Annotated in this window: 36 protein-coding genes; 26 read left to right on the forward strand and 10 right to left on the reverse strand. The window is 70.4% G+C overall.

Annotation, left to right across the window (positions count from 1 at the left end):
- Positions 1–14 precede the first annotated feature (14 nt).
- Both BMW85_RS45740 and BMW85_RS50170 read left to right on the forward strand, forming a co-directional pair.
- Entirely contained in the window at positions 15–245 is a 231-nt protein-coding gene (locus tag BMW85_RS45740) for a helix-turn-helix domain-containing protein (protein ID WP_091094024.1), read from the forward strand.
- Positions 242–412, forward strand: coding sequence for a hypothetical protein (locus tag BMW85_RS50170; protein ID WP_177241233.1), 171 nt, complete (start codon positions 242–244; stop codon positions 410–412). Before BMW85_RS45740 ends, BMW85_RS50170 begins: the two co-directional genes overlap by 4 nt.
- On the opposite strand, the gene BMW85_RS45745 is transcribed toward BMW85_RS50170, so the two are convergent.
- The 7 genes from BMW85_RS45745 to BMW85_RS45770 all read right to left on the reverse strand — a co-directional run bounded on the left by BMW85_RS45745 (position 413) and on the right by BMW85_RS45770 (position 3392).
- Positions 413–712: a hypothetical protein gene (locus tag BMW85_RS45745; RefSeq protein ID WP_091094025.1), complete on the reverse strand. Its 300-nt coding sequence runs from the start codon at positions 710–712 to the stop codon at positions 413–415.
- A 184-nt stretch (positions 713–896) separates the two neighbouring features.
- Positions 897–1277, reverse strand: a complete 381-nt coding sequence (locus BMW85_RS45750) for a hypothetical protein (protein ID WP_091094026.1) — start codon at positions 1275–1277, stop codon at positions 897–899.
- A complete protein-coding gene (locus BMW85_RS45755) occupies positions 1270–1617 on the reverse strand; it encodes a hypothetical protein (protein WP_091094027.1) in 348 nt (115 codons plus the stop codon). The genes BMW85_RS45750 and BMW85_RS45755 overlap by 8 nt, the downstream gene beginning before the upstream one ends.
- Entirely contained in the window at positions 1610–1996 is a 387-nt protein-coding gene (locus BMW85_RS45760; RefSeq protein ID WP_091094028.1) for a hypothetical protein, read from the reverse strand. Before BMW85_RS45760 ends, BMW85_RS45755 begins: the two co-directional genes overlap by 8 nt.
- The gene (locus tag BMW85_RS52250; protein ID WP_281249701.1) at positions 1989–2123 is read right to left on the reverse strand and encodes a hypothetical protein; all 135 of its coding nucleotides are present in this window, start codon (positions 2121–2123) and stop codon (positions 1989–1991) included. Before BMW85_RS52250 ends, BMW85_RS45760 begins: the two co-directional genes overlap by 8 nt.
- Before the next feature lie 67 nt (positions 2124–2190).
- Complete coding sequence (locus BMW85_RS45765; protein WP_143082633.1) at positions 2191–2721, reverse strand: hypothetical protein; 531 nt, start codon at positions 2719–2721, stop codon at positions 2191–2193.
- Entirely contained in the window at positions 2718–3392 is a 675-nt protein-coding gene (locus BMW85_RS45770) for a recombinase family protein (protein WP_091094030.1), read from the reverse strand. The genes BMW85_RS45765 and BMW85_RS45770 overlap by 4 nt, the downstream gene beginning before the upstream one ends.
- A gap of 207 nt (positions 3393–3599) precedes the next feature.
- Between BMW85_RS45770 and BMW85_RS45775 the strand changes: the two genes are divergently transcribed.
- From BMW85_RS45775 to BMW85_RS45825, 11 genes are read left to right on the forward strand one after another with little or no spacing between them, the layout of a single operon-like run.
- Entirely contained in the window at positions 3600–4004 is a 405-nt protein-coding gene (locus tag BMW85_RS45775; protein WP_143082634.1) for a hypothetical protein, read from the forward strand.
- Positions 4001–4279 carry a hypothetical protein gene (locus BMW85_RS45780; protein WP_091094032.1) on the forward strand — a complete coding sequence of 93 codons (279 nt, stop codon included), beginning with the start codon at positions 4001–4003 and terminating at the stop codon, positions 4277–4279. The genes BMW85_RS45775 and BMW85_RS45780 overlap by 4 nt, the downstream gene beginning before the upstream one ends.
- On the forward strand, positions 4276–4575 hold the full coding sequence (locus BMW85_RS45785) for a hypothetical protein (RefSeq protein WP_091094033.1): 300 nt from the start codon (positions 4276–4278) through the stop codon (positions 4573–4575). The genes BMW85_RS45780 and BMW85_RS45785 overlap by 4 nt, the downstream gene beginning before the upstream one ends.
- A complete protein-coding gene (locus BMW85_RS45790; protein ID WP_091094034.1) occupies positions 4572–4799 on the forward strand; it encodes a hypothetical protein in 228 nt (75 codons plus the stop codon). The genes BMW85_RS45785 and BMW85_RS45790 overlap by 4 nt, the downstream gene beginning before the upstream one ends.
- The gene (locus tag BMW85_RS45795) at positions 4796–4981 is read left to right on the forward strand and encodes a hypothetical protein (protein ID WP_091094035.1); all 186 of its coding nucleotides are present in this window, start codon (positions 4796–4798) and stop codon (positions 4979–4981) included. Before BMW85_RS45790 ends, BMW85_RS45795 begins: the two co-directional genes overlap by 4 nt.
- Positions 4978–5268, forward strand: a complete 291-nt coding sequence (locus BMW85_RS45800; protein WP_091094036.1) for a hypothetical protein — start codon at positions 4978–4980, stop codon at positions 5266–5268. The genes BMW85_RS45795 and BMW85_RS45800 overlap by 4 nt, the downstream gene beginning before the upstream one ends.
- Positions 5265–5648: a hypothetical protein gene (locus BMW85_RS45805; protein WP_091094037.1), complete on the forward strand. Its 384-nt coding sequence runs from the start codon at positions 5265–5267 to the stop codon at positions 5646–5648. The genes BMW85_RS45800 and BMW85_RS45805 overlap by 4 nt, the downstream gene beginning before the upstream one ends.
- A complete protein-coding gene (locus BMW85_RS45810; protein WP_091094038.1) occupies positions 5648–5929 on the forward strand; it encodes a hypothetical protein in 282 nt (93 codons plus the stop codon). The genes BMW85_RS45805 and BMW85_RS45810 overlap by 1 nt, the downstream gene beginning before the upstream one ends.
- Positions 5929–6120, forward strand: coding sequence for a hypothetical protein (locus BMW85_RS45815; RefSeq protein ID WP_091094039.1), 192 nt, complete (start codon positions 5929–5931; stop codon positions 6118–6120). The genes BMW85_RS45810 and BMW85_RS45815 overlap by 1 nt, the downstream gene beginning before the upstream one ends.
- Positions 6120–6347 carry a hypothetical protein gene (locus BMW85_RS45820; RefSeq protein ID WP_143082635.1) on the forward strand — a complete coding sequence of 76 codons (228 nt, stop codon included), beginning with the start codon at positions 6120–6122 and terminating at the stop codon, positions 6345–6347. Before BMW85_RS45815 ends, BMW85_RS45820 begins: the two co-directional genes overlap by 1 nt.
- The gene (locus tag BMW85_RS45825; RefSeq protein ID WP_091094041.1) at positions 6344–6592 is read left to right on the forward strand and encodes a hypothetical protein; all 249 of its coding nucleotides are present in this window, start codon (positions 6344–6346) and stop codon (positions 6590–6592) included. The genes BMW85_RS45820 and BMW85_RS45825 overlap by 4 nt, the downstream gene beginning before the upstream one ends.
- A gap of 376 nt (positions 6593–6968) precedes the next feature.
- On the opposite strand, the gene BMW85_RS45830 is transcribed toward BMW85_RS45825, so the two are convergent.
- Entirely contained in the window at positions 6969–7268 is a 300-nt protein-coding gene (locus tag BMW85_RS45830; RefSeq protein WP_091094042.1) for a hypothetical protein, read from the reverse strand.
- A gap of 23 nt (positions 7269–7291) precedes the next feature.
- On the opposite strand from BMW85_RS45830, the gene BMW85_RS45835 reads away from it, so the two are divergent.
- Entirely contained in the window at positions 7292–7906 is a 615-nt protein-coding gene (locus BMW85_RS45835) for a ParB N-terminal domain-containing protein (protein ID WP_091094043.1), read from the forward strand.
- A gap of 51 nt (positions 7907–7957) precedes the next feature.
- Here the strand turns inward: BMW85_RS45835 and BMW85_RS45840 are convergent, their stop codons facing one another.
- On the reverse strand, positions 7958–8572 hold the full coding sequence (locus BMW85_RS45840) for a hypothetical protein (RefSeq protein ID WP_091094044.1): 615 nt from the start codon (positions 8570–8572) through the stop codon (positions 7958–7960).
- A gap of 144 nt (positions 8573–8716) precedes the next feature.
- Between BMW85_RS45840 and BMW85_RS45845 the strand changes: the two genes are divergently transcribed.
- The gene (locus BMW85_RS45845) at positions 8717–9820 is read left to right on the forward strand and encodes a GNAT family N-acetyltransferase (protein ID WP_091094045.1); all 1104 of its coding nucleotides are present in this window, start codon (positions 8717–8719) and stop codon (positions 9818–9820) included.
- Here the strand turns inward: BMW85_RS45845 and BMW85_RS45850 are convergent.
- A complete protein-coding gene (locus BMW85_RS45850) occupies positions 9817–10209 on the reverse strand; it encodes a hypothetical protein (protein WP_143082636.1) in 393 nt (130 codons plus the stop codon). The genes BMW85_RS45845 and BMW85_RS45850 overlap by 4 nt on opposite strands.
- A gap of 69 nt (positions 10210–10278) precedes the next feature.
- Between BMW85_RS45850 and BMW85_RS45855 the strand changes: the two genes are divergently transcribed.
- The 11 genes from BMW85_RS45855 (at position 10279) to BMW85_RS50175 (ending at position 19961) form a co-directional block, all read left to right on the forward strand.
- Positions 10279–11337, forward strand: coding sequence for a hypothetical protein (locus BMW85_RS45855; RefSeq protein WP_091094047.1), 1059 nt, complete (start codon positions 10279–10281; stop codon positions 11335–11337).
- Positions 11338–11339: 2 nt separating this feature from the next.
- A complete protein-coding gene (locus BMW85_RS45860) occupies positions 11340–11666 on the forward strand; it encodes a hypothetical protein (RefSeq protein WP_091094048.1) in 327 nt (108 codons plus the stop codon).
- A complete protein-coding gene (locus tag BMW85_RS45865; protein WP_091094049.1) occupies positions 11667–11933 on the forward strand; it encodes a hypothetical protein in 267 nt (88 codons plus the stop codon). It begins immediately after the preceding gene.
- A gap of 42 nt (positions 11934–11975) precedes the next feature.
- Complete coding sequence (locus BMW85_RS45870; protein ID WP_091094050.1) at positions 11976–12482, forward strand: hypothetical protein; 507 nt, start codon at positions 11976–11978, stop codon at positions 12480–12482.
- On the forward strand, positions 12479–13774 hold the full coding sequence (locus tag BMW85_RS45875) for a PBSX family phage terminase large subunit (RefSeq protein WP_177241234.1): 1296 nt from the start codon (positions 12479–12481) through the stop codon (positions 13772–13774). Before BMW85_RS45870 ends, BMW85_RS45875 begins: the two co-directional genes overlap by 4 nt.
- A gap of 205 nt (positions 13775–13979) precedes the next feature.
- Positions 13980–14531 (forward strand): hypothetical protein, encoded by a 552-nt coding sequence (locus BMW85_RS45880; protein WP_091094051.1) that lies wholly within the window; start codon positions 13980–13982, stop codon positions 14529–14531.
- Between the two features lie 4 nt (positions 14532–14535).
- Positions 14536–15999 (forward strand): hypothetical protein, encoded by a 1464-nt coding sequence (locus BMW85_RS45885; protein WP_091094052.1) that lies wholly within the window; start codon positions 14536–14538, stop codon positions 15997–15999.
- A gap of 10 nt (positions 16000–16009) precedes the next feature.
- Positions 16010–16309 (forward strand): hypothetical protein, encoded by a 300-nt coding sequence (locus BMW85_RS45890; protein ID WP_091094053.1) that lies wholly within the window; start codon positions 16010–16012, stop codon positions 16307–16309.
- A gap of 27 nt (positions 16310–16336) precedes the next feature.
- Positions 16337–17911 (forward strand): phage portal protein, encoded by a 1575-nt coding sequence (locus BMW85_RS45895; RefSeq protein WP_091094054.1) that lies wholly within the window; start codon positions 16337–16339, stop codon positions 17909–17911.
- On the forward strand, positions 17911–19797 hold the full coding sequence (locus tag BMW85_RS45900; protein WP_091094055.1) for a phage minor capsid protein: 1887 nt from the start codon (positions 17911–17913) through the stop codon (positions 19795–19797). The genes BMW85_RS45895 and BMW85_RS45900 overlap by 1 nt, the downstream gene beginning before the upstream one ends.
- Positions 19794–19961 carry a hypothetical protein gene (locus BMW85_RS50175; RefSeq protein WP_177241235.1) on the forward strand — a complete coding sequence of 56 codons (168 nt, stop codon included), beginning with the start codon at positions 19794–19796 and terminating at the stop codon, positions 19959–19961. The genes BMW85_RS45900 and BMW85_RS50175 overlap by 4 nt, the downstream gene beginning before the upstream one ends.
- Positions 19962–19993: the final 32 nt, after the last annotated feature.

Here is a 19993-nt window from a genome sequence, read left to right on the forward strand (position 1 = left end):
TTGAAGGAGCCCTCGTGCAGATCAGGCCCCGCGTCCGCATCGTCGGCGCCGAACGCCACCAGCTCGCCCAGCACATCGCTGGCCGCTACAGCGCGGGCGAGTCCATCCGCGCGCTCGCGGCCTCGATCGGCCGCTCGTACGGGTTCATCCACCAGCTCCTGGAGGAGGCGGGCGCCGAGATCCGGCACCGCGGCGGCAACCACCGCACCCGCCCCACCACCACGGCGGCCGGGGCCGGAAAGTGACGCCCGCCGAGCAGGCCGCCGTGCAGGCGGGGAAGATGCTGGACCTGGCCGCCGAGCACCTCCTGGAGCCCGAGTACGTGGCGAACTGTGTGGCCGTGGCGGACGCGTGGACGCGGCTGCACTTGGCCCTGACGACCGGTGCGATCATGCGGTTCTCGCCGGACTGATCAGTCCTCCGGGTGCACACCCAGGTAGTCGCGGGCCGCGCCGCCCAGCTCGTACGGCTTCACGAGGACCTGGAGACCCTGCTCGGCGTCCCACGTGGCGACTTCGCGCAGCTTGTCGTCCACGAAGGTGGGGCTCTGGCCGTCGCCCTCGTTCGGCGCCCAATCGCCGGCGGCCCACGCCGCGGCGTCGGCAGCGAACTTCCCGCGCATGTCCTCCCCCCAGGCGATGAAGCTCCACGCCTGGTCGCCGTTGGCGACGACGAGGATTTCGCTGTTCGTCTCGTACAGGGTGATGGTCATGACCTGCTCCTTCGCGGTGTGCTGAGGTCGTGCGCCACGCCATGTGCGTGGGGCACCGCAGTTCGTTGAGATCCTCAGCCCCGAGGAGCTGCCACAGGCCGGACGAAGCCGACCATGGTCTCAACATAGCGGAGCCCGCCGACATCGCGGCGGGCTCCGGATTGATCTCGTTGAAGCTCCTCCCTTACCTGACCAGCTCGACGCCGCGCGCCAGTCCCCACATGCGTAGGGCCAGCTCCTCCGGGTCGTCGCCCTCCAGGTGCTCCCCGTCACCGACCTGCCGGAACAGGCGAGCCACCTCACGGGCCGCGCTGCGCGCACTGCCCCGAGGGATGTCCGCCAGGCCCGTGCTGGCCGGCTCGGCGTAGGTGACGTCGGAGTAGTACAGCTCGACCACGTGGGCGGCGATCCGGTAGCGCTCCTGCTGGTCGCAGTCGTCGCAGTTCGCGGGCTGGCCGCTCCAGATGGTGCGGGTGAGAGCCTGCTCCAGAGAGAGGGAGAGGTCGCCGAGCATGATGTCGGCCGCCCGCTCCAGGACGTAGGCGACGCACACGAAACTAGCCATCGAGCCGCCCCCTCGCGGCGAGCTCCAGTTCCCGCGCCGCCTGCGCGGGCGGGATCGGGATGACGACGACCCGATCGGTCGGGTACGCCTCGTACGCCTCGCCCGGCTGCGCCTCCGTCCCGAAAAGGATCGGCGCCTCGTAGCCGTCGTTGACGTACTCGGCGAACAGGATGCGCGGCCACTCGCCGCCCACCTTCGGCGGCTCGCAAGGCAGCACGTCGAGCATGGCCACCAGCCGGAACCGGCCGCCCGAGGCGAACCGCATGACCAGCTCGTGCACGTCCATCGCGATCGAGCCGGGCTCGTCGTAATCACTACGGTCGGGGAAGGTCTCACGCACCTTCGGTGACCTCCTTGACGGCCGCCCGCACCCGGTCGGCCTGGTCGTGGGGGAGGACCACGCGGGCGTTGCTCCCGCAGGCGGGGAAGCTGACCGTCAGGTCCAGGCCGTGCTGGTCGCTGACGGCGGTAAGCCACACGTCTCCGTCCGGGTCTTTCAGGGGGAGCGTGCGCTGGCCGTGGACGGCGTTCGGGCCGAGCATGCCGAACAGCAGGTTGAGGTCGTGGGGCTCCAGTCCGAGCAGGAGGCCGGACACGTTGACGATGACGCTGCCGACCGGAGCGTCCGGCAGGGCGTCGATCACGTCGAAGTACGAGCCGTCCGTGTCGATGTAGAGCGACGAGTACGCGAAGGGTGCCGTCGCGGTGGCCTCAGCCATTCCACACCACAACGGTGCTGTGGACGGGGCACGCGCCCATGTCCGAGTGCAGGTGGTAGGTGCCGGACAGGCCGCACGCGGTGCGCGGGTCGGCCGAGCAGTCGTAGACGCACGTGCAGTTTTTCACGGGTGTCCTTTCGCAGGTCGGTGTCTTTTCGCGAGGAATCGACGCCACCGTACGACCGGCACCTTGGTTATGTCGGGCATCTGCTCGAATTCGTTGGCGGAAGCGCCAACGCTTCCTCGGTCTGTGCCCTGGCCTGCACCAGCTCCTCGAACCTCGCGATGTCCTCCGGGGTCGCCAGCTTCCAGTCCCGGCCGCTGACCCTCAACGCCAGGTTGTGCAACTCGCGGTGCTGTACGTCCCATTTGACGTCGCTCTCGCCCAGCAGGGCCGTGGCCAGTTCGACCGTGGGCGACACGTACCGACCGTTGACCATCGCGGAGCTGTACTGACCGTCGATGAACTTCTCGACGGAGCCCTCGCCGTGGACCTCGCAGATGATCGACTCCTCGATGAGGTCGTCGTTGTCGTCGTCGTAGTCGTAGCGTTCGATTACTCCGTCAGCGCTGACGGGGCCGTGCGCCACGACATGCGTCCAGGCGGTCAGACGGGTGCCATCACCGCATTCCGCGCATCTGTAGACGCTGGTTGCTGGTGCGGTGCCATCCTCGGTGGCCTGGGGTGCTGTCTTCGGTAGCTGTCTTGTGCGAGTGCGGGTCATGCTGAGATCTCCTTGTCTGGGTCGAGGCTGCGGGCGGTCGCGGCAGCGCGCAGCTCCTTGAGGTCGGGGATGTGGTTGTAGAGGGTGCCGACGCTGACACCGAGCAGCTTGGCGATCGACGTGATCGAGTGCTCCGGATTCGGCAGCATGTCCTTCGCGGCCCGGATCAGGTCGGGGCTGACGACGGTCGGCCGGCCACCGACCCGGCCGCGCGCGCGAGCCGCGGCCAAGCCCTCGCGGGTGCCCGCGATGATGAGTTCGCGGATGAACTCGGCGAGGGCGGCGAAGACGTGGAAGATGAGCCGGCCGCCGGGCGTGGTGGTGTCCAGGTTCTCGTGCAGGCTGGTGAACCCGATCTCGCGGCGCCGGAGTTCGCCGACCATGGTGATGAGGTCGGCGAGGGATCGGCCGTAGCGGTCGAGGCTGGGGACGACGAGGGTGTCTCCGGCTTGGAGGAAGGCGTGGCACGCTTGGAGCTCGGGGCGCTGGGCGGTCTTGCCGGACTTCTTGTCGGCGAAGATGCGTCGGCACCCGGCGGCCTTGAGTGCGTCGATCTGGCGGTCGAGGATCTGTCCGCCGGTGGAGACGCGGGCGTAGCCGATGCAGATCTCGGTGGGGCGCGCGGGGAAGGTCGCGAGGAGGTCGTCTGGGGGCTGGAGGTTGTCGGTCACCCTCGAATCCTCTCAAGAAACGGTGTTCGGGGGTTGTTGAACGCCCAAGGTTATTGAATAAGTTTTTGAGGGGTTTGGGGGCTCTTTTCGAGGCCCTGTGATCATCCTCAAAAAACGATCGTTTTTTGAAAGCGTAGATGGCCGACTTGATCATGGTTGGCGGTCTAGCATCGCGAGTGAACCAATCTCCTCGCGAAAGAGATGATCATGAGCGAAGCTCCCGGCGAACCGTCCTGGATCGCCACGCACACCCGCTACGGCGTCCGGTACACCGACGCCACCGCCGAGTCGCGCATCGCCTACGACCCGGACGAGTACGACCCGTACAATCGCGCCTTCGCCGCCACGCGCTGCCGGGGCATCCGCTCGGAGCAGGAGGATCGCGGCATCCCCGTGGACGCCACCCTCATGCGGCGGCTGCCCGGCGGCGAGTGGGAAGAAGACACGGAGTGGGCGGCCGACATCCAGGCGTGGGACGAGTACGTCGCCAAGATGAACGCCCTCGACGCGGCGGACGACGTCCAGAGCATGACGGACCTCCGTTACGGCCGGGACCGGTGGCTGGCAAACCGCCGTAAGGAACTCCTCGCGGCGGGCGGTGAGGCCCGATGAGCCGCCCCATCATCACCACCGTGTCGGAGGTCAAAGCGCTGGCCGACTCCCGGCGCCGCGCTGGGTTACCCGCCACGCCGCTGCCCGCCGGCCTGACCATCCGAGGCGTCGATGTCCGCGAAGCGAAGGACATCCTCCGGGGCGCCTTCGTCTCCGCGCCCACCACCGTCCACATCTCCAGCCGTGACGAAGGTGTCTACGTCGAGCACGCCGACCCGGCGGTCATCGCGGAGCTTCGGGAGGAGCTGCGCGTCGGAGGGTGGGACGTCCGATGAGCCTGCGCACCACGCTCTCACCCGAGAAGCTGGCCGAGCTGGCGGCCGAGGGAAAGGCCGAGGCGGCACGGAGCCCGTTCGTGAACCCTGACGCCGTTGCCGCGTCCAAGAAGATCCTGCGCGAGCGGGGCGAGGTCTGGGCGGCGAGCGTCCTGATGCGGGACCTGTCCCGCCGGTCGCTGGCACTCCCGCAGTACCCGTGGCTGGAGGACGGGGAGCTGGAGACCCTGATCCTGGCCGACCGCGCCGAGTGGGACCAGCTCGCCGCCGCGGCCCAGGGCGGTGAGGCTCGATGAGCGACGTGCTCAATGTCGTTGCAGTCGGCCACCACGGCGACGAGCTGTTCGACAACGCGCTCGCCCAGGGCCGCGCGCACTTCGGGGATGACGCCATTCTGGAGGCGGACCTCGACCACGAGAGGTCAGAGCGTGAGCGGGGGACCGTCCCGCCCGAGGCTGAGGCGTCGAACATGCCGTTCTTCGCCTACGCCGTGGTGCGCAAGGTTGGTGAGGCTCGATGAGCGCCGTCACCTACGTGGTCACAGTGGACCACGACACGGCCGAGAACGTGGAGCGCGCTGCCCGCGATCTCGACCTCTACCCAGAGCAGGTGCTGGCGATGCTGGCGGGCCGGGTCGAGGTGGAGTCCGGCGGCCGGCTGGCCCTGTCCGGCGAGTGCGACGAAGGGGCTGAGGCTCGATGAGCGCGCCGCCCGTCACCGCGTTCGCCGAGACCGCCGCCCTTTACCACCTCCTCAACGAGGACCTGGCCGAGGCACGCCGCATCATCGGCGACATGCTCCCCGGCGAGCGGCGGGTGTACGCCGAGCAGCTTGAGCGGCTGCGCGCGATGGTCGGTCAGTCGTGCGAGGAGTGCGGGGCGCTGACCCCGGCTGCCGAGATCGTGACGGTCCGGCCGCTCGGACCGAATCGGCTCCACCTTTGCCGGGCGTGCGCCGGCATGCCCTCCAGGGGCGGTGAGGCCGGATGAGCCTCATCGTCTACAAGACCGCGCCCGACCGCGACTGCTACGTGCTGTGGCGGACGAGCAGCGATTCGCCGGTGTTCATCGGCGACCGCGCCAAGACCGCCGCCCGGCTCCGGCCGGAGTGCGGCCACCCCTCGCTCGCAGAGCAGAAACTGGCCCTGGCCGACCAGACCGGCAGCTCGCACATCGATGGCGAGGGCGGCTGGGACCACGAGGGAGTGGCCGCTGGCGGCGGGTGCTTCCCGGACGGGGAGATGCGGTTCGTGCCCCGGTCGAACCTGGAGGCGTTCGTGCGGGCCGCCGACGCGGGTGACGTGGAGCGGATGCTCTCGTTGGCCACGGAGATGCAGGAGTCGCACGGGTCGGTCGGAGGTGGCTTCTGATGGCGCTCACCGAAGCCGAGCGGCTGGAGCGGATCGCTTCGCTGATCCCGACGTGCCCGCCGCCCGATGTCTGGAACGGCATGGACCGGTGCCCGAACCACGGGGGCCGGTGGCCGTGCGCGCAGACCGAGGCGAACTGGCTCGCCCGCGGCCTCGACCGGTCGGAGGCGCAGCGGGCGGCGCTGGACGCGCTGCCGAAGCCCGCCGACTACTACGCCGGCCCGGACGAGGAGTACGACCCGGCCGAGGACGTGCGCGGGTCGGTCGGGGGTGGCTTCTGATGGCCGCCCGCACTATGCCGCCGCCGACGCACGAGTACGCCGGAAGCGACACGGAACGGCAGTCGGTCGGCGCCCCAGGCCACTGCGAGGCGTGCGCCATCCACGGTCATGTGGTGGCGCACCCGGAGCTGGGGTGCGGGGATGTTGGCTGCTATCGGCACCACCCCGAGGCCGAGGGCGGCGATGGCTGATGAGCCGTAAGCCGAGCCTGGCGCAGCGGGCAGTGCTGGAACGCTGTCGCGACGAGCAGGTGTGGTACGACTACCTGCACCCTCGCCGGTCCGGTGTCGGTGCTCGGACGTTCGATGCGTTGTTCGACGCGGGCTGGATCGCCTACGGAGGGGAACGCGGGAGCTCGCGTCTGCTGGTGCTGACCGAGGCGGGCCGCGCGGTCCTCGACGCGGAGGATGCGTCATGACCCCGCGTCTCACCCCGCGCCGGTTGGAGTTCCTTCAGCTCCTTGCCAAGGAGGGGAAGGCGCTGCTGTACGCCTCGTACGAGGACATCCCGGGGTACGGGCTGAACAAGGCCGACGTGGACGCGCTGGTCACCTTGGGCTTCATCACGGTGGGAGAGCCGACCTGGCATCGCAATACGGTGCGCGAGACGGTGCTCACCGACGCGGGCCGGGCTGAGCTGGAGCGGCGTGGGAACTCGTCATGAGATCCGAGGAGATCGCCACGCTGCTCCCAGGTGACCGCATCTGGCAGTGGACGTGGACAGGAGGTAACACGTCCGGGGTTCTGCCGATGACCGTGGTCCGGGTCAACCTTGTGACGGTGACCGTGGACACTGATGCGGGGGATCGTGTTCGTGTCCCTCATGATGTGATCGAGGGTCGGGTGGACTGGGAAGAGGCCCGGCCAAGTGATCAACGCCGACCGGAATGATCTTCGCGTGCTGGCTGGCTTGCGTGGCCTGCCAGCACGCGCGGGAAGGTCTTCATGGTCGCGGCTGACAGGCGTTCTGGCCTGGCCTGATGCCTGGTAAGGCTCTCATGGTGAGGCGCTGAGAATCGCTCTCAGCGCCTCACTTATTTTCATGATCGTTTGAAGCGTGGGACCTTCCCATACCGGTCCCGCAGGGACTCCGCCGGAACCTGCGACAACCGCTCACCGGGCACCCACTCGACGTGCTTCACATGGACCGCCCCCGCGTCCGTCCGCGTCGTCACCACCCACGTCACCAGCCCCTCCCACGCCTTCGGGCCGACCTGCCGCCACGCCAGCAGGAACACCGCCCGGTCGTAGAACTCGCCCTCCGGCGCGTACGTCACCAGCGGCGGCACCAGCACCGGGAACGCGTCATCGTCGTACGGGTTCGGCTGCCTGGCGTCCACTTCGTCACCCTAGCGAGGACCTGATGCGGCACATCGAGTACCTGCCCCTCCCCGAGATCGTCCGAGCCGTGCGGAACCCGAAGGAGCACGACCTCCCCACCATCCGCAAGTCGATCCAGAAGTGGGGCTGCACCCTCGCCGGCGAGCTGGACGACCGCACCGGCCGCCTCGTCGCCGGGCACGGGCGCCTCCTGGTGCTGGAGGAGCTGGTTGCCGATGGCGGGTCGCCGCCCGAGGGCGTGAAGATCGGGGACGACGGGGTGTGGCTGGTGCCGATCCTGCGCGGCTGGTCCTCCCGCTCGGACGCGGACGCGGAGGGCTACCTGGTGGCGAATAACTCGACGTCGGAACGCGGCGGGTGGGACCGCGGCGCCCTCGCCGACATGCTGACCGACATCTACGAGGCCGACGAGGAGCTGCTGGCCGCGACCGGCTACGACCCCACGGACATCGAGGACCTGGTGCCCGCCGACCTCGGGGACGCGCCGCCCGCTCCCGTCCCCCAGTCGGGGCCTGTCGAGCGGGTCGAGCCGCCGGACGTGTGGGGCGTCATCGTCACCTGCGCCACCGAAGAGGAGCAGGTCGAACTCCTGGAGCGGCTGGCCGCCGAAGGCCGCTCCGTCCGAGCCCTCATGTGAGCGGGCAGAAGTAGTGATCTCGTGACTCGTATGCCAGGTGATCGAGTTCTTCTACTCGATCGCGCGGGGGATTATCTGGTGAAGACGGTGCAGGAGCTCCGTGATCGAGGTCTCCAATTGGCCACCCTGCACTCGGATATCTTCGTCGCGGAAAAGAGGACGCGTCCCTCTGATAACTCGGACAGCTACAAGAAGCTCGACTAGGTCGTTGAGTGTCGTCCCCTGTTGTCCTTTGAAGACGCCCGTCCTGAGCTTCTCCCAGTAGGGTGCAGGGATGTCGCTCTTAGGGTCTATCTCTCGGCCCACCCTCCCATAGAACTCGTCCATCTCCCCGAAGATGGTGCTTAAACGGCTCGCCACCTCCTCCTCCATCATGCGACGGTACCCAAAAGTGAGTTTCCGCCGGACAGGTAGGTTGTCGGCCACATACCTGGGCAGCGCGATCAGGCGGACGTTCTGCTGCGGCTTCGGCTTCTGGTGGCTGGCCCCCCGCCATGCTGCTGCGGCAGCCAAGAAGGCACTGATCCCCGAGATGAGTGCCGAGAGGGCGGTGACGATGGAGTTGATGTCCTCCGCGCCGGTGAGCTGACTGACCGTAGCGGTGAGAAGAAACCCGCCAGCAATGAGGAGCACAATCACAACGAGGGCCAGACCGATGCGGCGCATGGACAGATCATCTCCCAAGCCATCGGCGAAAGCCCAGCGTTTGGAGAGAGTGACGCCCGTCTCGCCCAAGCCCCATTCGGCGGTGCATCCAGCGATGGATGCGGAAACACCACAGCCCCTATGACCTGACGGAGGAGAGCGCTCGTGCGCGCGGACATCACCCTCGCCACCCCCGTACGCCGCACCGCCCGCGTCCTCCAGCTTCAGGGCATGTTCGACGTGCCGCTGGAGGAGAAGCTGACGAACTCCTGGTCGGTGCACCTGCCCATCGAGGAACGGCGGTGGAACGTCGGCCTGATCGTCGGCCCGTCTGGGTCCGGCAAGTCCACGATCGCCAACGAGCTGTGGCCCGGCCGGCTGGTCAAGGACCATCCGTGGGGGGACCGGGCGCTCGTGGACGACTTCCCGCCCGGCATGGGCATCAAGGACATCGTCGGCCTGCTGACTGCGGTGGGCCTGTCGTCGCCGCCGGCGTGGCTCCGGCCGTACAAGACGCTCAGCAATGGGGAGGCGTTCCGCGCGAGCATGGCCCGCGCGCTCGCCGAGCACAAGGGCCTGCTGGTCGTGGACGAATTCACGTCCGTGGTGGACCGGCAGGTCGCCAAGGTCGCGAGTCACGCCGTGGCGAAGTCTGTCCGCCGTGACGGGCGGCAGCTCGTCGCGGTGACGTGCCACTACGACGTGGTGGACTGGCTCCAGCCGGACTGGGTGTACGACGTGGCGACCGGGTCGTTCGAGTGGAGGTCGGTTCAACCCCGGCCACGGCTCCAGCTCGACATCCACGCGGCCGACCGGAGTCTCTGGCAGATGTTTCGCCACCATCACTATCTGAGCAGCGACATCAGCAACGCTGCCCAATGCTTCGCCGGGTGCATCGATGGCAAACCGGTAGCTTTCGCTGCCTACAGGCATTTTCAGCACCCGAAGGTGCGTGACATCAAACTCGGTCACCGCTTGGTGGTGCTGCCGGACTTCCAAGGACTGTCGATCGGCGGGCACCTGGAAGACTGGCTCGGCCAGCACCTGCATGCGCAGGGGTTCCGGTACCGGAATGTGACGTCGCACCCGGCGTTGATCGCCTACATGGAGCGCAGCCCGCGGTGGCAGCGGCAGGGCCGCGCGACCAAGCTCCACACCAGCTCGAAGCGGCGGAACCAGCATGCGAACACGCTGGACCCGCGCCGGCTCGGCCTGGTGTCGTTCGAGTACGTCCCGGCCGCGCCCGCGCGGGCGGCGCGACCGCGTTAGAAGCTGATCGCGGACGTCGTGTTGTGCACCGCCCGCCACGCGTGGGCGAGGTGCTTGGCGGCTTCGAGCGCCTGGTCAAGGGACGACTGCGCGGCGGCGACCGCCTGCTCGGGGTGCCCCTCGTACGGCCCGTGCGTGACCCGAAGCTCCCCCTCCGCCTGGTGGCGGGCCAGGAACTCGCCGAGCTGCCGGGTGAGCTGGTCCAGCCGTTCGGCGGCGGCGCGGATCTCACCTGCGACCGAAGCGACGTCGGCGGGGGACTCCAGGCCGTCCGCGCCCTCACGGGTGGCGTAGTTGAGGACGCGCATGCCCTCGGCGACGGCCTGGGCGACTTCGAGCGTGTAGCCGGAGCTGTGCGGGCCATCGGCGTTCAACGTGACGGTCGTCATGCCCGTCATGCTCGCACTCGGGCGCGGTCGGGCGCTCGCGCTTCCCCTCACCCATCCAGGAGTTCCGTCATGCGCTGGCATACCACCGACTACCTCAACCGGGACGACGATCCCCGCCCCGGCCGCCGCGTGCACCGCGGCTTCTGGCTGGAGGAGTTGCCCCGTCTGATGCTGGTCTGCCGCCTGCGAGGCCACCGGCCGGTCGTGGACGGGTATGGTCCGACGCCGCCGGGGACGGGCGCGGCGCGGTGGGTGGTGTGCGACCGGTGCGGTGTCCGGCCAGAGCCGCAAGGCCGCCTCGACCCGGACGGGTGGCGCATCGGCCAGCCGTACGACGGCCCGTACGCCGGCGAGGAGATGAACGACCCGCTGCTGCGGACGCTGCTCGGCCCCGGCAACACGTTCGTCCGGGGCGGCATGCATCTGCCCGGAACGTGGCCGGGCAAGCCGACCGGGACGCTCGGCGGGGAGCTGGTCATCGGGAAGACGTGGGACCTGCTCTCCGTCCAAGTGAAGGTCGGCAACGCGGGCAGCGAGCACGTCCTCGCCGCCCATCTGGGGGTGTGGCCGTTCGGCATCCTCTACCTGCACACCGAACGGTTCGGCACCTGGTTGCAGCGCCGCCTGAACCCGACCGGCTACGAGTCGCGCGTGATCGGCCTCGACATCGGCGGGTGGAAGATTCGCACGCAGGTGTGGGCTCGGCGTGACCACTGGTCTCGCGACGACCCGTGGTGGATGCATGGCCGGATCAGCCTGGACCTGGTGGAGAAGGTGTTCGGGCGGAAGCGGTACAGCTACACCGACCACGACACCTCGGACGGGCTCGTCTGCCTCGGGAACGGCGAAGTGCACCCGGTGCGGCTCACGCTCCAGCGGCAACGGCTCGGCCGGCCCCGGCTGGAGTGGCGTGCCCGCTACTCATGGGTGGTCGAGTGGGTCGCCGCCGACAGTGAAGGCATCCCGGTCCGGCCCGGCCGCGGCACCGTGTCGGCGGCGGTCGAGGTGGACGACGACGCGGTCACCAGCGGCCAATGGGGGCCTGCCGCACGCGCGGCCATCGCCGAGAAGATCGCCCAGGAGCGCGCCCGGTACGGCTACCGGGCGCCAACAGGAACGGAGAACTGATCATGGCTGTGGACATCCGCGAGTACGAGCCCGTGGACACCGTCGTGCAGGCCGTCGAGGTCAACGGGCTCGACCTGGACGACATCGTCGCCTGGATCAACGACACGTCCAACCTGAAGGGCATCGTCGGTCAGCCCGCGCTCCGAGGCCGCAGCGCCGAGTACATCGACCTCCAGACCCCGGAGGGGATGCTGCGCGCCGTCCTGGGCGACTACATCGTGACGGACGGCGCGGGCTCGTTCTGGAAGGAGTCGCGGTCGGTGTTCGAGCGCAGCTACAACCCGCGCGCCGGCGGCAACACCGGCGGCGAGGGCGGCGAGGGGGAGTAGGTGCGCGTCCAGGTGCTGCGGCTGCCGCTGTACGAGATCGGCGGCATCAGCGAGGAGCCGTTCGCGCTCATCGTGGACCAGGCCCCGGCCGAAGGCGACGGCTGGTCCACGCCCGCGCTCGCGGTGTTCGCCGAGCAGATCGGCGCCCGCGGCGTGTGGGTGACGGGGCAGACGGTGGAGATCGTGGAGCCGCACCTGCCCGACGTGGTGGACCACCTGCTGGCCGTCGAGGTGGCGGCCGACGACGCGGACGGCGGCGGCGAGTAACAACGTTGGCGGAACCGGCAACGGATGAGGTGAGTTCTGGCGATGGCTGACGAGCGGCGGAAACTGGAGCTCGCCCAGCGGCGTAACCAGGCGCTCCAGATGCGGATCGCCGGCGTCTCGCCCACGCTGATCGCTGAGCGGCTGGGCTACAACAGCCCGCAGGCGGCTGCCGGCGACATCACCGCCGCGTTGAAGCGGGCCGCGAAGGCGGAAGGGCTCGCGGCGGAGCATCTGCTGCACCTGGAGATCGACCGGCTGGACCGGATGATGGCCGCCCTCTGGCCGAAGGTCTTGAAGGGCGAGGTGAACGCTGCCGACACCTGCCTGAAGATCATCCATAAGCGGGCGTCGCTGCTCGGGCTCGACCAGATCAACCGCAACGGCGCCCCGGACAACGACATGGCGTCGCTGCTCGGCGCGATGCTGGCGCAGCTTCAGCAGCGCTACCAGGTGGCCGACCCGGACCTTGACGCCATCGCGGCGGCCGACGTGCACGCCGAGGTCGTCACGGGCGAAGTGCTGTGGGACGACGCCGGCGGCGAGGCATGACCGGCGGCGCGCTGGGGCTCGCGGTGCGGCTGTCGCCCAAGCAGGAACGCAGCATCGCCGAATCGACGGCACGCCTGAACATCTGGCAGGGGGCCATCAGAAGCGGGAAGACGATCGCTTCGTTGCTGCGCTGGCTGGCGTTCGTCGCGAATGCGCCTCGCGGCGGGTCGCTCATCGTCGTCGGCAAGACCGCCGACACCATCTCGCGGAACATCTTCGACCCGCTCATGGACCCGGCGATCACGGGGCCGCTCGCCGCGCGGATCTCCTACACGCGCGGCGCCCCGACCGCGACCATGCTGGGCCGCAAGGTGGAGATCATCTCCTGTGCGGACGCCCGCGCTGAGACGCGGCTGCGCGGCATGACCGGTGTCGGCGCGTACGTGGACGAGATCACGCTGATCGAGCGGCCGTTCTGGGACATGCTCCTGTCCAGGTTGAGCGTGCCAGGGGCGAAGCTGTTCGGCTCCACCAACCCCGACAGCCCGTCGCACTGGCTGAAGCGGGACTTCCTCGACCGGGCTCACGAGCTCGACCTCAAGAGCTGGCATTTCCGGCTGGACGACAACCACGCCCTGGACCGCGCGTACGTGGCCGCGCTGAAGAAGGAGTACACCGGCCTCTGGTACAAGCGGTTCGTGCTCGGCCAGTGGGTGATGGCCGAGGGCGCCATCTTCGACATGTGGGACGACGACCGCATGATGGTCGCCGATCTGCCGCTGATGGAGAAGTGGCTGGCCTTGGGCATCGACTACGGCACCGCGAATCCGTTCCACGCCGTCCTCGTCGGTGTCAGCGTCCCCGACGCCCAGGGCCAGCGCCGCATCTACGTCACCAGCGAATGGCGGTGGGACTCCCGCGCCACCCGCCGCCAGCTCACCGACGCCGAGTACAGCATGCGGCTCGCCGACTGGCTCGACGGCATCCCCGACAGCTACGGCCCCGGCACGCACGGGGTGCGGCCCGCCTGGCTGATCGTGGACCCCTCGGCGGCGTCGTTCATCACCCAGCTCTACCGCGACGGCTTCCGCCCCCAGCAGGGCGACAACACCGTCCTCGACGGCATCCGCACCGTGTCCAACCTGATGGCCGCCGACCACCTGCGCGTCCACGCCTCCTGCCGCCACCTCCTGGACGAGATCGTGGGCTACGCCTGGGACGAGAAGAAAGCCGAGAAGGGCGAGGACGCCCCGATCAAAGAGCATGACCACGGCGTGGACGCCCTCCGCTACGCCATCCACACCACGCAGGCCGCGTGGATGCGGCTCCTCGAACCCGTCCCCCAGCTTTAAGACGCGTGCGCGCCCGGCCCTGTGTTGTGGCGGCCCAGGCCAGGCGCGCACGCCCGCTCCGCACGCGGCATCCCCGTACGCGTGCGTCGAGCCCCGGTGCCCCCGCAGGTCGTGCCCGCCGTTGAGGGGCGGCGGCCGGCCACGCGGGGGCACCGCAGGCCCCCCGCCGGTTCACCATCCGCTGTAGGCAGGAGATCAGCTCACCATGACCGCTGACGTGACCGCAGACGACATGCTTTCCCGCCGGGACGCCCTGGTCTGGCGCTGCGCCTGGAAGGTCGCCAAGTTCTGGGGCGACCCCACGCCCGGCGCCGTCCCGTACGACGTGATCGAGGGCGACGGCAATCTGCTCATGCACGGCGGCGCGTCCGCGATCTGGCAGGCGCTCCTCGGCAACGGCACCGCCACCGCGGGCCAGGGCCTCACCTTCTTCAACGCGGCGAACGCCCACGTGGGCGTCGGCGACTCCACCACGGCGGCAGCCGCGACCCAGACCGACCTCCAGGCCGCCACCAACAAGGTGCGCAAGGCGATGGACGCCGGCTACCCGCAGCACACGGACGGCACGGGCAGCGGCAACGCCACCGTGACCTTCCGCGCCACCTTCGGCACCGGCGACGCGAACTTCGCCTGGAACGAGTGGGGGATCTTCAACGGGGCGGCGGGCGGCCGGATGCTGAACCGCAAGGTGGAGAACCTGGGGTCCAAGAGCGCTGCCGCGTCGTGGCAGCTCACCGTCACCCTCACCCTGGCGTAGTCCCATGCCTGCGGCGGTCCGCCAAGTCACGTCGGCCCCGTCCGGCACGGCAGCCGCGTTCACCTGCGCCCGCCCGCCCACCGCCGTCGCCGGGGACCTGCTCGTCGCCTACCAGGCCGCCGACATCGGCGACCTGACCGTCATGGGCGCCCCGTCCGGCGGCGGGACGTGGAACCTGCTCGTCGCCCGCCAGTGGGGGTCAGGCTCCGGCGCGGGCGTGAAGCTCTGGTACAAGACGCACGGCGCGTCCGAACCGACGAACTACAGCTTCTCCCAGAACGGCCAGGCGGACGGCCTCGCCATCGTCGTCGCCCTGTCCGGCGCGGCCACCCCGATCCTGTACCAGCCGCTCGACACCTACACCCCGAACGTCTTCCCAACCAGCCACAACACGCCCGGCATCACGCCAGGTGGGCCGGATGACGTCGAGCTGCGGTTCATCGGATCGCCGTCCGGGTCGGCCACCACGTGGGGAGCACCCGCCGGCTTCACCCCCGGCACGAGCGTGCAGTCGCAGATCTACACCACGGCCTCGCTCGCTCACCGCGTCCTGAGCTCGTCAGCCCCGACCGGCACCGCGGCATTCACGTCCTCGCCCGGCCTGTCGCTGACGATGGGGTTCACGCTCGCGATCCCCTCGGCCGGTCCGGCGCTGGTGACCAAGAGCGGCAGCGACACCGCCGTGGCGGCCGACCTCGCGACGCCATCGGTGACGCTGATCCGCCCGGACTCGGCCACGCTCACCGAGGAGGCGGCGGCGGGCCCGGCCGCCGCCGACGCCGCCACCGCAGCCGAGGACGCGGCGGTGGCCGCCGGGCCCGGCACCGGCGACGCCGCGGCCCTGGCCGAGCAGGCATCCACGGTCTCGAGTCCTGCCCGCGTCGAGACGGGCGCGCTGGCGGACGTGTCCGCGCTGGTCGTCTCCCTGTTCCGGGACGACTCCGCCTTCCTGGTCGAGCAGGCCAACGTCGGGCTCGCCGCCCTGGACGCCGCCACGCTCGCCGAGACGGCGGCGCGGGAGGAGACGATCGGCCCGTCCACCGGGGACGCGGCGGGCACCGCCGAGACGGCAGCCGTCGCCGGCGCGGCGGGCGCGGCCGACGAGGCGGCCCTGACCGAGTCGGCGCGGGTGGACGTGCTCAAGCAGTCCAGCGACTCGGCGGCACTCGCCGAGCACGCCGACGCCGGCCCCGTCGCCGCCGACGCGGTGGCCCTGACCGAGTCGGCGTCGGTGCTCGTCGTCATCGACGCCTCCGACAGCGTGACCGCCGCCGACGCGGGCGCCGCGCTCCGGCCGGTCGCCGCCATGGACTCGGCGACCGCCACGGACTCCGCCGCGGTGGCCGAGGTCGGGCGGGCGCTCGACAGCGCGGACGGGCCGCGCCGCCTGTGGCACGCCAGCCTCGCGCCGCGCCCGTGGCGCGCTGAGCCGCCCCGCCGGTCCTGGTCCGCGACGCACCTGACGTAAGGAGCCCACGATGGCGGAAACGATCTCCAGCCTGTCGCGTGAACTGCTCCCCATCTGGGTGCGAGGAGCGAACGGCACCGAGGACGTCGAGATCGCGTTCACGAAACCCGGCGTGAGACCCGTCGAGGACGACTGGGCCGAAGCCGAATGGGACACCGCGTCGGTCACCGGGAAAGGCGCGACCGCGCGCATCCTGTTCGGCCCCGGCGGCACCATCTCCCGGCCGGAAGGCACCTGGCAGGCGTGGGTGCGGGTGACCGCGCCGCCGCAGCTTCCGGTGCTGCCTGCCGGACTGATCGACGTCATCTGACTCTGCGAACAGTGAGGGCGAAAGATCATGCCGCTTCCGGACCATGACCAGGAGTGGCCGCCGCCGCACATCCGGCGCGAGATGCGGCTGTATGAGGAGTGGGGAGCCTGGTACGCGGGCGACCCGGACCGGCTGGCCGACGTGTACGGCGCGTCCGGGGCGGTGCACGGCATCGGCCTGGACCCGAAGGGCTGGGACCGGCCGAACAAGAGCTTCGGCGGCTGGCTCCAGCGCGCGGCACGCTACTTCTGGGGGACGCCGGTCCCGGCCGGGCAGGTCCGCTCCACGAAGCTGCACGTGCCGATCGCCGGAGACATCTCCGCGACCAGCGCGGATCTTCTGTTCAGCGAGCCGCCGACGTTGAGGATCGCCGGGAAGAAGTCGCAGGCCCGCCTCGACAAGATCCTGCGGGACGCCGGGGTCTACGGGGCGCTCCTGGAGGCAGCCGAGACCAGCAGCGCGTACGGAGGCGTCTACCTGCGGGCCGGCTGGGACACGGAGATGTACGACCACCCCGTCCTCAGCGTGCTCCCGCCGGACGCCGCCGTGCCCGAATTCCGGTACGGCAAGCTCGCCGCCGTCACGTTCTGGCGGGTGCTGGCCGAGGACGACGACCGGCAGGTGTGGCGGCACCTGGAACGGCACGAGAAAGGCCGCGTCTACCACGGCCTGTACCTGGGCACGCCCGACCGGCTCGGCATGCAGGTGCCGTTGGAGGACCACCCGGAGACGGCGATCTACGCCGACCAGGTGGACGAGAGCGGCGGGTTCGACTCCTACTACCCGCGCGGCCTGCTCGTCTCCTACGTGCCGAACATGCGCCCCCACCGGCTGATCCGAGGCACCAGCCTGGGCCGCTCCGACTACCAGGGCGTCGAACACCTCATGGACGCCCTGGACGAGGTGTGGACGAGCTTCATGCGCGACTTCCGCATCGGCAAGGGCCGCGTGATCGTGCCGGACATCTTCCTCGACAGCCTCGGCCGCGGCCAGGGCGCGTCGTGGGACCCGGACCGGGAGATCTACGCGGGGCTCGGCATGCTGCCGCCGCCGGGGTCGGCCGCCAACAGCATGTTGACGCTGACGCAGTTCGCGATCCGGGTCAAGGAGCACGTGGACGGCGGGAAGGCGCTCGCCGCCCAGATCCTGCGCGGCGCCGGATACTCGGCCCAGTCCTTCGGGGAGGCGGACGGGTCCGGGCAGGCCGTCACCGCGACCGAGGTCCACTCCCGCGAGCGTAAGTCCTTCAGCACGCGGGGCCGGAAGACGGGCTACTGGAACCCCACGCTCCAGTGGGCGCCGGACGTGCTGCTGTCGATCGACCGGGCCGTGTTCGGGCAGAAGGTGGCCGCCGACAAGATCGAAGTGCATTGGCCGGACGGCATCCAACCGGACCCGGAGTCGCTGGGCCGTACCGTCGAGCTGTTCAACCGGGCCCAGGCCATGTCGCTGGAGACGAAGATTCGCACCCTGCACCCGGAGTGGGACGACCACCAGGTCATCGAGGAACGCAACCGTCTGCGCGACGAGCTCGGCCTGAACGTGCCCGACCCCGACACGCTCGGCGACGTGCTCGTGCCCGACGCCGCCGGCGACGACTGATGAGTGCGCCGACGCTGGCGCTCCCGGCCGCGCAGCAGGAGGCCGCGCAGATCGAGGCCGCTCTCGACCACGCCCGCGCGGTGGCCGCGATCTACTGGCAGGCCGAGCGCGAGCTGCTGCGCGTCGTCTCGGAGGCCCTGGCCAAGCGCGAAGGCGAACCGGAGTACGCCGGGCCGCGCTTCGCCGAAGTGCGGGCGCTGCGGCGCGAAGCCGACCAGATCGTGCGGCGGCTGGAACGGCTGTCGGAGCGGCTGGTCACGGACGGCGTCAACGCCGCATGGCGGCGCGGCGCGCAGCGCGCCACCGGCGACCTGGAACGGCTCGGCTCCCGCAAGGGCATCCCGCAGGGGCAGGGCGTCATCGAGATCGCCCGGCGCGCGACACGGCTGGTCGCCTCCACGCAGCCCGGAATGCGGTCGGCGCCGGAGTTCCTGTTCCAGCAGATCGTCAACCAGGTGGCCGCCCAGGCGCTCACCGGCGCGATCACCCGCCGCCAGGCCCAGGCCCGCCTCCTGGACCAGGTCGCCCGCCGAGGCATCACCGGCTTCACCGACACCTCCGGCCGGGTCTGGTCCGCCAGCGCGTACGCCGAGATGGCCACGCGGACCGCGATGGCGCAGGCCGCGACGGACGGCCACCTCGCCACCCTCGCCGCCAACGGCATCGACCTCGTCATCGTCTCCCGGCTGCCGTTCACGTGCGCCCGGTGCGCCGTCTGGGAGGGCACGGTCCTGTCGCAGGAAGGGCCGATCGGGTGGCGGCGCGAGGAGTCCGCCGTCTCCGACGACCTGGTGGACGTGCTCGTGGAAGGCACCGTGACGCAGGCCCGCGCCGCCGGGCTGCTGCATCCCGGCTGCGGCCACACGCTCGGCGCCTACCTGCCAGGCGTGACCCGCCCGCCGCGGCCGGCCATGCATCCCGCCGGGCCGGACGGCTATCGGGCGTCGCAGAAGATGCGCCGCCTCGAATCCGAGCTGCGCGCCGCGAACCGGCAGGCGGCGGTCGCGCTCGACGCCGACCAGCGGCGCAAGGCGGCGGCCCGCGCCGACCGGCTCACCCACCAGATCCGGGACCACGCGAAGACGTCGGGCATCCCCGCCCGCGCCGACCGGGTCCGGCAGGAGACGATCCCGCGTGACCTCGACCAGCGCACGGACGAGGAACTAGCCGGACTGCTCGGCCGGTGGGCCGACGACGAGGCAGCGGTCGCCCGCATCACCGACGTGCTGGAGCAGCGCGACCGCGACCGCGACCGGCAGCGGGACGAGCGGGTGCGCGAAGCGGTCGCCGACCTGCCGCCCGAGTTCGCCAACGCCGGCGACGACCAGGTGCTGGAACTGGTGCGGCGCTTCTCCGACGAGGGCGACCCCGTCGCGCTGGAGCGGCTGCTGGAGGCGCTCGACGCCCGCGAGCAGAACCCGACGTGGTCGTGGCGGTCCGACGACACCGCCGAGGAACGCGCCGTCACCGACCTCATCGCGGACGGCATCGACCCGATGGACGCCTACGGGCAGGTGTACGGCGTGGACCCCGAGCAGATGCGGCGGCAGGACTCCCGCGCGCACGCCGAAGCCCAGCGGCGGCCGGGCGAGACCCTGGACCAGGTCGTCCGCCGCCTGTACGACGAGTGGCTTGAGCTTCAGTTCATCGCCGCCGAACGCTACGCCCGCGGCGTCCTCACCAACGCGGCCGGGCGGGCGGCAGGGATCGACGGCCGGACGCTGCTGTCTGGGCCGCAGTCCCGCGCCGACAAGTACGCCTCGGAGGAGCTGCGCGCGTGGTGGGAGCAGCACCCGCGCATGACGCTGGTGGAGTTCCGGGCGCAGATGCTCGGCCGCGCCTCCGACCGCAAGGCCGCCCAGCGAGCGAAGGAGCAGCGGCGGTGAGCCTCACCGACCTCGACCGGCGCGCGGCCATCACGACCGCGCGGTGGGCCGCGCTGCACGACCGGCCGGTCACCGAATGCCCGTACGACCCCGCCGGCGACGCGCGCTCTCAAGCGCTCGCGCTGCTGTGGGTGCGCATCTACCGCAGGTACCGGCCGGCCTGACGCCGGGCCGTACGCCTGTGTGATCCGTTGGG

The sequence above is a fragment of the Nonomuraea wenchangensis genome (assembly GCF_900111685.1).
GTDB lineage: Bacteria > Actinomycetota > Actinomycetes > Streptosporangiales > Streptosporangiaceae > Nonomuraea > Nonomuraea wenchangensis.

Bases quoted from the DNA above. Each gene is read 5' to 3' on its own strand.
- BMW85_RS45745 (WP_091094025.1), bottom strand. From the start codon at position 712: ATGACCATCACCCTGTACGAGACGAACAGCGAAATCCTCGTCGTCGCC.
- BMW85_RS45750 (WP_091094026.1), bottom strand. From the start codon at position 1,277: ATGGCTAGTTTCGTGTGCGTCGCCTACGTCCTGGAGCGGGCGGCCGAC.
- BMW85_RS45760 (WP_091094028.1), bottom strand. From the start codon at position 1,996: ATGGCTGAGGCCACCGCGACGGCACCCTTCGCGTACTCGTCGCTCTAC.
- BMW85_RS45765 (WP_143082633.1), bottom strand. From the start codon at position 2,721: ATGACCCGCACTCGCACAAGACAGCTACCGAAGACAGCACCCCAGGCC.
- BMW85_RS45775 (WP_143082634.1), top strand. From the start codon at position 3,600: ATGAGCGAAGCTCCCGGCGAACCGTCCTGGATCGCCACGCACACCCGC.
- BMW85_RS45780 (WP_091094032.1), top strand. From the start codon at position 4,001: ATGAGCCGCCCCATCATCACCACCGTGTCGGAGGTCAAAGCGCTGGCC.
- BMW85_RS45785 (WP_091094033.1), top strand. From the start codon at position 4,276: ATGAGCCTGCGCACCACGCTCTCACCCGAGAAGCTGGCCGAGCTGGCG.
- BMW85_RS45790 (WP_091094034.1), top strand. From the start codon at position 4,572: ATGAGCGACGTGCTCAATGTCGTTGCAGTCGGCCACCACGGCGACGAG.
- BMW85_RS45795 (WP_091094035.1), top strand. From the start codon at position 4,796: ATGAGCGCCGTCACCTACGTGGTCACAGTGGACCACGACACGGCCGAG.
- BMW85_RS45800 (WP_091094036.1), top strand. From the start codon at position 4,978: ATGAGCGCGCCGCCCGTCACCGCGTTCGCCGAGACCGCCGCCCTTTAC.
- BMW85_RS45805 (WP_091094037.1), top strand. From the start codon at position 5,265: ATGAGCCTCATCGTCTACAAGACCGCGCCCGACCGCGACTGCTACGTG.
- BMW85_RS45810 (WP_091094038.1), top strand. From the start codon at position 5,648: ATGGCGCTCACCGAAGCCGAGCGGCTGGAGCGGATCGCTTCGCTGATC.
- BMW85_RS45815 (WP_091094039.1), top strand. From the start codon at position 5,929: ATGGCCGCCCGCACTATGCCGCCGCCGACGCACGAGTACGCCGGAAGC.
- BMW85_RS45820 (WP_143082635.1), top strand. From the start codon at position 6,120: ATGAGCCGTAAGCCGAGCCTGGCGCAGCGGGCAGTGCTGGAACGCTGT.
- BMW85_RS45825 (WP_091094041.1), top strand. From the start codon at position 6,344: ATGACCCCGCGTCTCACCCCGCGCCGGTTGGAGTTCCTTCAGCTCCTT.
- BMW85_RS45835 (WP_091094043.1), top strand. From the start codon at position 7,292: ATGCGGCACATCGAGTACCTGCCCCTCCCCGAGATCGTCCGAGCCGTG.
- BMW85_RS45840 (WP_091094044.1), bottom strand. From the start codon at position 8,572: ATGCGCCGCATCGGTCTGGCCCTCGTTGTGATTGTGCTCCTCATTGCT.
- BMW85_RS45850 (WP_143082636.1), bottom strand. From the start codon at position 10,209: ATGACGACCGTCACGTTGAACGCCGATGGCCCGCACAGCTCCGGCTAC.
- BMW85_RS45855 (WP_091094047.1), top strand. From the start codon at position 10,279: ATGCGCTGGCATACCACCGACTACCTCAACCGGGACGACGATCCCCGC.
- BMW85_RS45860 (WP_091094048.1), top strand. From the start codon at position 11,340: ATGGCTGTGGACATCCGCGAGTACGAGCCCGTGGACACCGTCGTGCAG.
- BMW85_RS45870 (WP_091094050.1), top strand. From the start codon at position 11,976: ATGGCTGACGAGCGGCGGAAACTGGAGCTCGCCCAGCGGCGTAACCAG.
- BMW85_RS45875 (WP_177241234.1), top strand. From the start codon at position 12,479: ATGACCGGCGGCGCGCTGGGGCTCGCGGTGCGGCTGTCGCCCAAGCAG.
- BMW85_RS45880 (WP_091094051.1), top strand. From the start codon at position 13,980: ATGACCGCTGACGTGACCGCAGACGACATGCTTTCCCGCCGGGACGCC.
- BMW85_RS45885 (WP_091094052.1), top strand. From the start codon at position 14,536: ATGCCTGCGGCGGTCCGCCAAGTCACGTCGGCCCCGTCCGGCACGGCA.
- BMW85_RS45890 (WP_091094053.1), top strand. From the start codon at position 16,010: ATGGCGGAAACGATCTCCAGCCTGTCGCGTGAACTGCTCCCCATCTGG.
- BMW85_RS45895 (WP_091094054.1), top strand. From the start codon at position 16,337: ATGCCGCTTCCGGACCATGACCAGGAGTGGCCGCCGCCGCACATCCGG.
- BMW85_RS45900 (WP_091094055.1), top strand. From the start codon at position 17,911: ATGAGTGCGCCGACGCTGGCGCTCCCGGCCGCGCAGCAGGAGGCCGCG.